This is a genomic window from Mycobacterium arosiense ATCC BAA-1401 = DSM 45069 (genome assembly GCF_002086125.1).
GTDB classification, from domain to species: domain Bacteria; phylum Actinomycetota; class Actinomycetes; order Mycobacteriales; family Mycobacteriaceae; genus Mycobacterium; species Mycobacterium arosiense.
On sequence record NZ_MVHG01000131.1, the window covers coordinates 1 to 9,312 of the forward strand.

Annotated in this window: 7 protein-coding genes; 2 read left to right on the forward strand and 5 right to left on the reverse strand. The window is 61.1% G+C overall.

Features of this window, described 5'->3' with window-relative positions:
- Nucleotides 1-500: 500 nt before the first annotated feature.
- The 5 genes from BST14_RS26690 to BST14_RS26710 all read right to left on the reverse strand — a co-directional run bounded on the left by BST14_RS26690 (nt 501) and on the right by BST14_RS26710 (nt 5,365).
- Entirely contained in the window at nt 501-1,622 is a 1,122-nt protein-coding gene (locus BST14_RS26690) for a TIGR03857 family LLM class F420-dependent oxidoreductase (protein WP_083067306.1), read from the reverse strand.
- Complete coding sequence (locus BST14_RS26695; RefSeq protein ID WP_083067307.1) at nt 1,615-2,079, reverse strand: hypothetical protein; 465 nt, start codon at nt 2,077-2,079, stop codon at nt 1,615-1,617. The genes BST14_RS26690 and BST14_RS26695 overlap by 8 nt, the downstream gene beginning before the upstream one ends.
- A complete protein-coding gene (locus tag BST14_RS26700; RefSeq protein ID WP_142279630.1) occupies nt 2,076-3,116 on the reverse strand; it encodes a phosphotransferase family protein in 1,041 nt (346 codons plus the stop codon). Before BST14_RS26700 ends, BST14_RS26695 begins: the two co-directional genes overlap by 4 nt.
- 249 nt (nt 3,117-3,365) lie before the next feature.
- On the reverse strand, nt 3,366-4,037 hold the full coding sequence (locus BST14_RS26705) for a TetR/AcrR family transcriptional regulator (RefSeq protein ID WP_158085937.1): 672 nt from the start codon (nt 4,035-4,037) through the stop codon (nt 3,366-3,368).
- Between the two features lie 404 nt (nt 4,038-4,441).
- On the reverse strand, nt 4,442-5,365 hold the full coding sequence (locus BST14_RS26710) for an alpha/beta hydrolase (protein ID WP_083067310.1): 924 nt from the start codon (nt 5,363-5,365) through the stop codon (nt 4,442-4,444).
- Nucleotides 5,366-6,765: 1,400 nt separating this feature from the next.
- Between BST14_RS26710 and BST14_RS26715 the strand changes: the two genes are divergently transcribed.
- On the forward strand, nt 6,766-7,431 hold the full coding sequence (locus tag BST14_RS26715) for a TetR/AcrR family transcriptional regulator (RefSeq protein ID WP_158085938.1): 666 nt from the start codon (nt 6,766-6,768) through the stop codon (nt 7,429-7,431).
- 338 nt (nt 7,432-7,769) lie between these two features.
- A complete protein-coding gene (locus BST14_RS26720; protein WP_142279631.1) occupies nt 7,770-8,288 on the forward strand; it encodes a hypothetical protein in 519 nt (172 codons plus the stop codon).
- Nucleotides 8,289-9,312 lie beyond the last annotated feature (1,024 nt).

A 9,312-nucleotide genomic window follows, 5' to 3' on the forward strand; every position in this document is an offset into this window, starting at 1 on the left:
TACCTCCTCGACGAACCACCTGACATGACTCCAACCTTCCCAAGAAGTGGAGTCTCCAGACATCCCGGGGCGGTTCAAGACGCCGAAGGATTGGCTCATTGTACGTTCCGCAATAGCCTCGAACCCAGGCCTGCAACGGTATCGCCAAATCCGGTCGTAGTTCAATGTCTTTACTCACGTAGCAGACAAGTGCGTCATTAATCGCGCTAGCCAACTCGCCAGCGCCAAGTTTCGCGCAGAGCCGTGCGCGGGCATGCGCGTGCAGGAACCCCCGCGTCGAATCGACTAGCGCCCAGGCTAGAGATGCCTCCTCCGATCTATTCATCTGCTCGTGTTAGTCCTTCCTGGCAACCTATGGCGCCTTGGCCATTGGGACGTTGGTCGACGCTGCCGACAGGGATCGCCGATCCGTCATTGGCTACGGCGGACGGCTGCAGCTCACACTCAAAGCGGTGAGTTCGACGGCGGCCACGATCGCCTGTCCCGCAGTTGCTTTGCCTCTACGAGGATCCGCAGTGGGTTCGCCATGCTGCGATTAAGGTTGCGTTCTGCACGGGCGAGCTACCGTAGGTTGCGAACTCATCCACCCCAACATCCTTGAACGCCTGAAGCGTTTGGATGCATTCGTCCACGGAACCCACTGCGCAAGTGCTCCGGACCCACTCATCAGGGACGAGCCTGGCCGGCTCGAGCAGATCCCTCCGATGGTGGCTCGCGTCGATGTTGGCGCCGGCGAGCGCTCGGAGGCTGTCGTGATTTCGGACCGCCTCCAGCTTTCTCGGATCCCATCCGTTGCGTTCGACCAGGGCGTCGAACGCCGGGTACGACATGTACGACACCAGTCGGGCGTTGGTCAGTGCCAAGGTCTCCTCGGTGTCGAGCTCGCACGCCGTGATGATTGGCAAGCAAATCCTCAGTGTCGAGGGATCGCGGCCGATGCGTTCGCACTCGGCACGCATCCATCCGATGGAGCGCTTCACGCACTCAACTGTCATAAAGTCCGACAGGTACACGCCGTCGAACACTGGGTCGGCCACGACGCGTGACGCACGCGGACCGCCTTCCATGCCGTACCAGATCGGTGGTATTGGCCCGTCCGGAAGATCCCGTAGCGCAAGGCACTCGAAGTCGCCGGCTGGGCCCGACGAGGTGACAGTCTCACCCGCCAACAGTCGCCGCACGATGGTCGTGTAATGCACGAGCGCCCCGTACGTCGACGGCTGGCGCGACATAACGAGTGCCGGATCCGAACGCCCAAGACCTAGCACGAACCGGGGACCGTAGAGCGCGGTCATGGTCGCTGCCAACGCTGCAGTCATCAGCGGACTGCGAGAGCCGATGGCGAGGACGCCGGTGCCCACTTCGATGCGCTGCGTCCGCGCCGCGATCCCGCTCAGGTACGCGCCAGCTTCCTTCACGTTGTAGCGCTCAGCGAGGAAGATTCGTCGGAACCCGAGTTGCTCGGCCACGATGGCGTCCTGCTGGCCCTGGCGAGCCTGGCCGGCGGTCACGCGGCCCGAAACTATCGTCGCGCTCAGATCCTCTACGACTGAGGCGGCACCCGCGACCCCTTCACGTGCTCCGATCGTCACTGAACGTCGGTCTCCGCCAAGCTCATCCACGTCCGGCCATCCTAAATTCGCCGCGGATCTCCAGCTCGTTTTCCAGCCGGGCTAAGAGGACTTGGTCGAGTCTTGCCCGGATGTCTCCCTCGCAGGAAAGGGCGAGCTCGGTGCATGCGGCTAGTAGCCGGCCGGAAGCGTGATACGCCGCGAGGACTCCAGCGGCCTGGTTGTCGGTGCCTCGAGCCTCGCGGAGCTTAGCCAGTCCGTCCCGCACCGGGCCACACCCGTCGACACCGGCCCCGATGATGTGCTCGGCGAAAGATTCGGTGGCATCAGTCTCCTGCGTCATCCACGTCAGCTCGTGCTCGCTTCGGGCGGCTGCAATCTGGAGAACCGCATCGATCATAGCCAGCGTGCCCTGCACTGAGGCATCGGTGACGGCTGCGATGACGGTCGTCCCCAGCTCCCGCCTGACGGCCTCGATCAGCTCCTGACAAGTCGGTCTGGTGATCACCGCTGGCCCATTTCGGAGCTGGCACGCATCGATTCGATTGCCGCCACCGAGCCCATCCAGTGCTGATGGAGAGTCGAGAGGATGGCCACCGCGTATGCGCTCACAAAGGATTCGTTGCGCCCGTCAAGTAGGCCACGAACCTGCCGGAGAATCTCGCGAAGTTTCCGCCCTGTTGGCAACAACGAGAAGTAGGCGACGGTCGCCGGATTGACGATTTCAGAGGTGAAGCCCGTTCGTTCGCAGTAGCTCGCGCAGAATCGCCACGGGTCGAGATTGAACAGGGCTGGAGGGCGGGCAAGCTCGTTGAACTGCAGCGAACCGAGGTCCTCCCTGGGGTCTCCGACGTGGCCAAACTCCCAATCGATCAGACACCAGCCATTTTGTTCGTCGATCATCACGTTCGGCGCCTGAAAATCGCCGTGGACGAGAGTCAGCGGCGCCTCCGGAGGTACGTTGCGCGCAAGCCACGCTGCGACGAACTCGATGAACGGGTCCGGCTCGATGTGCTCGGTCGCCGCGAGCCGCCACTGCCCGATCTGGTCGTCGATATAGGAGCCCCAGCTCGAAGGCCGTTCGACTGACGAAGGAAGCGTCCTGAGATCGGCGGCCGTCAGAGTTGTAGCTAGCCCGCAAAGCTGTTCTGAGAGCGCACCGCGGTCCTCGGCAGAAGTTCGATCGGCGCGGGCCAGGAGTGACTCTCCTTCTACGAAGTCGGTGATGATGGCGGGTGCACCGAGGTCCTTGCCGTCGCAGTCGAAAAACCATGTCCGCGGCACAGGGATCGTCTGACTACGACTCAGCGCTGACAACAGATCCCATTCCCGTGAGCGGTCGGTGACAATCGGGGCCCGATCTGCAGGGAGGCTCGCCCGGACAACGAGCCGGTGCGATCGCCCGTCAATTGTCGCAACAAACCGCGCCGTTGCGCACGAGTAACCGCCAACGAGGGGAATCACATCAGTGACTTCAACGGCATCAGTGGACATCTGCCGACCAAGGAATCTCGCGAGTCGCTTGTCCATGTCGTCAGGAAGCACGTCTGGACTCTATAGTAAGTACACACTTCTTTACAAGTGTTCGTCAGAAGGTCCGCGTCTCGCGCTGCAGGGAATTACGTCGTCGACATAAGCACCAACCCATGATTTCCGGAGGAGGCCAGCCAAAGGGCCGGGAAACACTCGACGATGTTTCGGACAACGAGCGAACGCGGAAGTGCGCCAGCTTGAAGCACTCCCGCATGAGGGCAGTCACCGAAATCTGTTGCGGTGGCCGCGGGCGAGACGAATTCAGCCTCGAAGGTCCGGTTGACTCGTGATGGCGATTCGCGCCAATTCATTGACAAGCTGGTTGCGGGTCGGCATTGTCGACATCCCCTGGAACAGTAGGTCATCGAACAAGGCAGCGGCGATCACCGAGCCGACGCTTATACGCTCGTGCAGGCGAGTCTTTGCAGACACCTTCGTGGGACGCCGCAACTGCTTCTCGACCGCGATTCGCTTCTCGGTTTCGCGGTCCATCAGTTGAATCACGTCAAGGAACCCAGACACAGTGCCGAACTCGTCGAACAACTCGGGCTCGAACACGTGCGTTGCGAAGTAGGTGACCATCAGGCCGCGGTTTGCCCTCAGCAGGTCGTAGAGCCCGCCGACGAATTTCTTCGCAAGTGTCTCGGGATCGTACTTGGTCCCCGCTTTAGTGTTGAACTCCTCCCACCCTTGCATGAAGATGCGGATCGGCCCGAACACGACTTCGTTGAACAGCCCCGCCTTCGACCCAAAGTGACGAAAGATTAATGGTTCGGCCACCCCAGCGCGCTCAGCGATTGCGCGTGTGCTCGCTCGCGCATAGCCATGGTCATCGAATTCATCGTGCGCTGCAGCTAACAGCAGCTCACGCGCGACCCCGGGCGCCCTTCGCGCTTGCTTCGGCGTCTCACCAGATGGCGCCGTCCTAACCAAGCGAGACCTCCTAGGACATTTGTGTATTCGCCCACCGAGCGCCACCAATTCCCACTACAGCGGCTAACAGGGCACCCCGCGAGAGTGTGCGGTGACTAGTACTATAACGCCAGGCTGCCAGCTCACCCACTACGACACGGGGGACTACTAGCGCTCGCGCAATATACCTGGTCGGCGCATACGCAGTTGTCGGCACATTACTTCGTACTTCGAGGCCGCCCAGGTATGCGGTTGGCAGGCCGGTTGTCGGTTGTATCAGGCATGCCGTGGCCCGCAGCAGGTGCTACGGGGCGCAATCCCTATCCGGCGGTGGTTATGCGATGCATTGTGGTGCGGATATGAAGTACCGCCATCGGCTGAGGATCGAGCGTCCGTGACGACCGTTGGCACTGGGTCGGCCGTCCCTAGCCGAACGCCTTACTCAAAGCCCGCGCCACTGCTTCATTGGCCTCATGCGCCTGCGGGAAGACTGTCGCCATCTCCATGAACGCGTGGATCATGCCGGGAAAATCGATGTATTCGGCTTCCACCCCGGCATCGCGGAGCCGACGATAATACGTGGCACCATCGTCGCGTACTGGGTCGCACTCGGCGGTAATGATCAGTGCGGGCGCCAAGCCGCTCAGTTCCGCTGCGTGCATGGGTGACACGTAGGGCTCGTGCAGGTGCGCCTTAGCGTAGTGATCCCACGCCCACGCCAGGACCGACTTGGTGAGGAACTTGCCTTCGCCATGCTCCTGGTAAGACGCTGAGGACATGGCGGAGTCAAGGGTCGCGTAAATGAGGACCTGCAGGGACAACGGCGGCGCACCCTCATCCCGGAGACGCAGCGCGGCGCCAGCGGCCAAGTTCCCGCCGGCGCTCTCACCGCCGACCGCAACCCGCGTCGGGTCACCGCCGATCTCGGCGCCGTGCTGCTGAGCCCAGCGAACCACAGTCACCACGTCATCGAGCGGGGCGGGATAGGGGTGCTCCGGCGCGAGGCGGTAGTCCACGCTCAGCACAACGGCTTCCACCTTGTTGGCTATGGTTCGGCAGAAAGTGTCGTTTAGTTCAACCGTGCCGTACACCCAGCCGCCGCCGTGTACCCACACGACAACGGGCAGCGGAGCATCGATGGCTGGCCGGTAGAGCCTAGCCGACACTCCGGTCGCCGACCCGGGAATGGTGATTTCGCGAACCTCTCCGACATCGGGTGGGTCCCCGCCCATCTCCGCAACAAGGCCGACGAGTGCCCGCCCGGTTTCGATGGGCTGGTTCTCCAATCCGTCGAACCCGGCACTCGTCAGCGTGTCGATCAGGGCTTGTGCTTGTGGATCGAGCGACATGGCATCCTCCTCGCCTGACGGCGCCGATTTATCGGGCGCGCTGGGGTTTCGTTGACCATCAAATCTGTCGCCGCAACACCCCGGGGTTCCCGGGGTTCAATAGTGGCCAATATAGTAGTTAGTGCTCACTCTTTGTCAACCGCGAGGTGGCACGGCCAAGCGTCGCGCAACCGGCCAACCGGTCCCCCTACGAACACTTCCGTCGCTAACGTAGTCAAAGCCACCATCGTCATCAGCGGTAACACCGGGCCGGCCGACGCGGCGTAGATCGACGAATTGCCGATAACGTTGGCACCACCATGAGGTGGGATGCGGCCTACAACACCGTGAGGAAAATCCCGCGCACGTTACGCCACCTGCTCGTCGACTCCGCCTCATTCACCTCACCGAACGGGACGTGACAACCGACGGAACCGAATCAGTCTGACTGCAGCGCGACGCGGGTCGTTGTCACTGGCCAGGATTCGCAGCGCGTGGTCAGTGCCGCAAAGGACTAGGTCTTAACACGCAAGCGTTCTCAATCGACGGTCCGTGTCCGTCTTGCGCCACACCTTCGCCTCAGATCGGACGCGAACTCAACAAGATCGACGTCTCGTTCTCCGACGCGAGGATTGCCCGGACGGGCCTCCGGCTCGGACGTGTCTAACACACAGTGCGCACCCACTCACTAAACCAGCAAGTTGATCTGTGCCCTTCCATTGACCCCTTTACGAGCCGGCACTGCGGCACCGCGATCGTCGTTACGACCAGCCTGGAGATTGTGAATGCCTCTAGACCCGAGCGCACAAGCCGTGATCGACCTGATGGCGGCCGCCGGCTTCGATGGCCTCGAGTAGAAGTGTTTGTGGCCTCGTGGAAGTTCGTGCACATCGGGATGTCCCGTCCCGATGTCGCCTAAGTGCGGTTGGGTCTACGGCACGATCGAACTCAGCGAAACGTTCCGCCGCCACGTCGCCAACGTCGACTAACCCGGCCCCGGAAAGACCGTACAATGAATCCAGGACAGTGAACGGTGAGGGCAAGTTGCTAACCCGCTCGTGACGAAACCGCGGCGTACCACCAAACGCTCCTCGAAGCCGGCGCGCAATCAGAAGGCATTGACTATGCCGGCATGATTCACGCGTTCGTCGAAATGTCCGATCAATTCCCGCAGGCGATTGGCGCCAGGGACGCCGTTAAGCGCCCTGTCCAACGCCGTTGGTTGACGGATCGGTCGACCGGCGCAACCACAAACCGCGGCATCCGCGTAGGATCAAAATCTCCATATCGCATCAGGGATTTGCAGCAACTGAGCAAGTATAGTAAGTAATTGCAATCGTCAACCCATTCATCCGGCTATGCTTTGTCGGGTGGATGGACTACGGCCGCGCTCCGGCGGCCTCTCCTGGAGGATCTCGTCTATGGTCAGGCAGAACACGGTGGAGACGCCGCCTAAGCGCGCGCGCAGGCGGCCAGGCGTCGGTCGCGAACTCATCCTTGCCGCGGCCCACGACGTGTTTTGTGAGCAGGGGTACGCGCGGGCGACGACGCGAATGATTGCCGACCGCGCTGGCGTAGCCGAAGCACTGCTATTCAGACAATTCGGGACCAAGGCGGCGTTGTTCAACGAAGTCGTCTTCGGGCCGATCCGGATATTCATGAACCGATGGGAAGAACTCGATACCAGGGCGGGTGAGGACTATGACATCGAAAAGCTGGCAAAGCAATTCGCCGGAGGCCTCTATGACTTGCTGAGGAAGAACCGCGGCCTGATGGTCACTTATTTCGCTACCCAGGTATTCGAGCCCGAGATACTCGCAGATTCCGATGACACCGATCCGATGCTAGACGTGATCCAACTTATGGACCGAATGGCGGACCGTCGAGTTGTCGCCAAAAATCACCCGGGGCGCCGCACACTCCCGACGAAGGCCCGGCTCCATGAACGGATCAATATCGGTGCGGTGATCGCCGCCGCACTGTTTGGCGATGTTATGTTCGCGGGGTTACCCAACGATCCCTCACGTAATCAAATCGTCAATGAACTTGCTCGGATCGCCGCGGCAACCCTCCCTGCCAAGAAGTGAAACGACAGCGCTCACGATCAGTTTGGGATCGTGCTCGCGCTAAAGGTGTCCTAGACGGCCCCAAGATCACCATCCGATGCCTTCGGAGCATCGCCATGTTGTATTCAGCCCCGAATCGCGACGCGTCCGACCAACATTGGGGTAGCCGGGGACGTCGGCCACCCGTGTGCGGCGTAGTGCGCCCTGGAGGGCAGTCATCGACAAAATCGAGGCAACCCGCTGCAGCTCAGTTAGTGAGCGACTACTATTAACAGATGCGAGCCTTCCGCCCGGACCAGACAGGAAATTGCCCTCGAAGTGCCCAATGCCGAGCTCACTTCCTCCATCGCGGTCTGCAGGTGGCCGCATCTGCCATCGGACTACTGCTCGCTGCCGTGCCATGGGCACACGCGGATCCGCCCATCGACCCCCTTCAGCCCTTTCCCGACATGCGACGTATCGCAGCGTGGTATACCGAGGCGAATCCTCAGGACTTTTTCCTGCCCGACCGGCCGGGAGTCTGGTTCCTGACTCCCACCGGGCTCACCTGTGCCATCTGGACGTGGGGGAGCTTCGGCTGCACCGGCGATATCCCGGGTGCGCCTCCCGGTGACGATCACATCGCTTGGTTCAACGGAAACCGCGCCGTGCACCACGGCTGGACAGCCGCAATTCAGTTTCCTGCCGGCCAGGCGAACAAGCCGCTGCCGGTACGCAGTTACGTGAGGTACGAGTCGACGAGCTGCGCGATTATCACCGACGGCAATACCTATTGCGAACACGGCGAATTCAAGCTTCTATTAACCCCCGGCGGAACCTACTTCAAGGGGTGGGACGACCGCAGATCGTATGCGTGCCTGAGCTACGGGTCCTGCTGACCCGTGCAGCTAGGCCGGTCGTTGGACTAGGCACCGCGCCGCGGGAAGGTCGTCTTAAGTGCGTGCTCACTATTAGTATTATCGTCACGGAACTTCCCAAAGCAGCCGGGGATTTGGTGAGGAGAACCGGACAGGTCGACAACGGATTCGAGGTCGAACTTGCCTCCGTTGGCAGGTGATACATGTTAGGAGGACGCCAGATGCGTATCCCGCGGGTAACTCTGGTGTTGACTGCGTGGATGTCCAGCGTGGCGTTGGCGCCCGTCGCGCACGCCGAAGACATCGTGACATACGAGATCGTTTCTGATCAGGTGACGAAAGCAAACGTCGAGTATTACGACCACTCCGTCCGACAGTCGCTCGTGGACGTGCCACTGCCTTGGCGTATGAATGCCGCCGTCTCTGATCCACGTAGTGTGTCGGCCGAAGTTCGGGCTGACTGGCGAAGCAGCATTGCCGCCCTCCCGGCATGGAGGCCGAACAATTGGGTCACGGTACGTATCTGGTCTCGCGGGTCGCTTCTCTGCCAGAACACGCTCGATGTTGGAAACGCGACCTGTTATGGAAATACTCCGCTGCAAATGGGTCCGGAGATCCCTCGATAGCTACTCGGGCATCATGGTGACGAGACAGCCTCGCGCTATTCGACTTCTTGTGCGGAGCTCTGCCGTCGGCACCGCTCGACCGAGTGAAAGTGAGTCGCTGTTGGTCGTTAACTTTGAGTACGGCTGATCAACGACGAGGAACTGAGTCGACCAGAGCGTGTATTCTGAGGAGCGGTAACCACTCACCCACTCCTCCACCTGCGTAGCCGAACGATACGCCTGGCTGCATCGAGCAAGAACATTGTCATAGGCATCGGCATTGGGTGCCTCTGCTGCGCGACTTCTGACTGGGGAGATGTCTGCGCTGGTTAGGTGAAATTGATGCGTGCGAAGTCGACGGCGGGTCAAGTCCAGGGACGTGGTGTACGGGGTCGTCTTGTGATTCTTCGAGATGATGGTTCAAGCGGTCAGTGCCGCAG

Bases quoted from the DNA above. Each gene is read 5' to 3' on its own strand.
- BST14_RS26710 (WP_083067310.1), bottom strand. From the start codon at position 5,365: ATGTCGCTCGATCCACAAGCACAAGCCCTGATCGACACGCTGACGAGT.
- BST14_RS26715 (WP_158085938.1), top strand. From the start codon at position 6,766: ATGGTCAGGCAGAACACGGTGGAGACGCCGCCTAAGCGCGCGCGCAGG.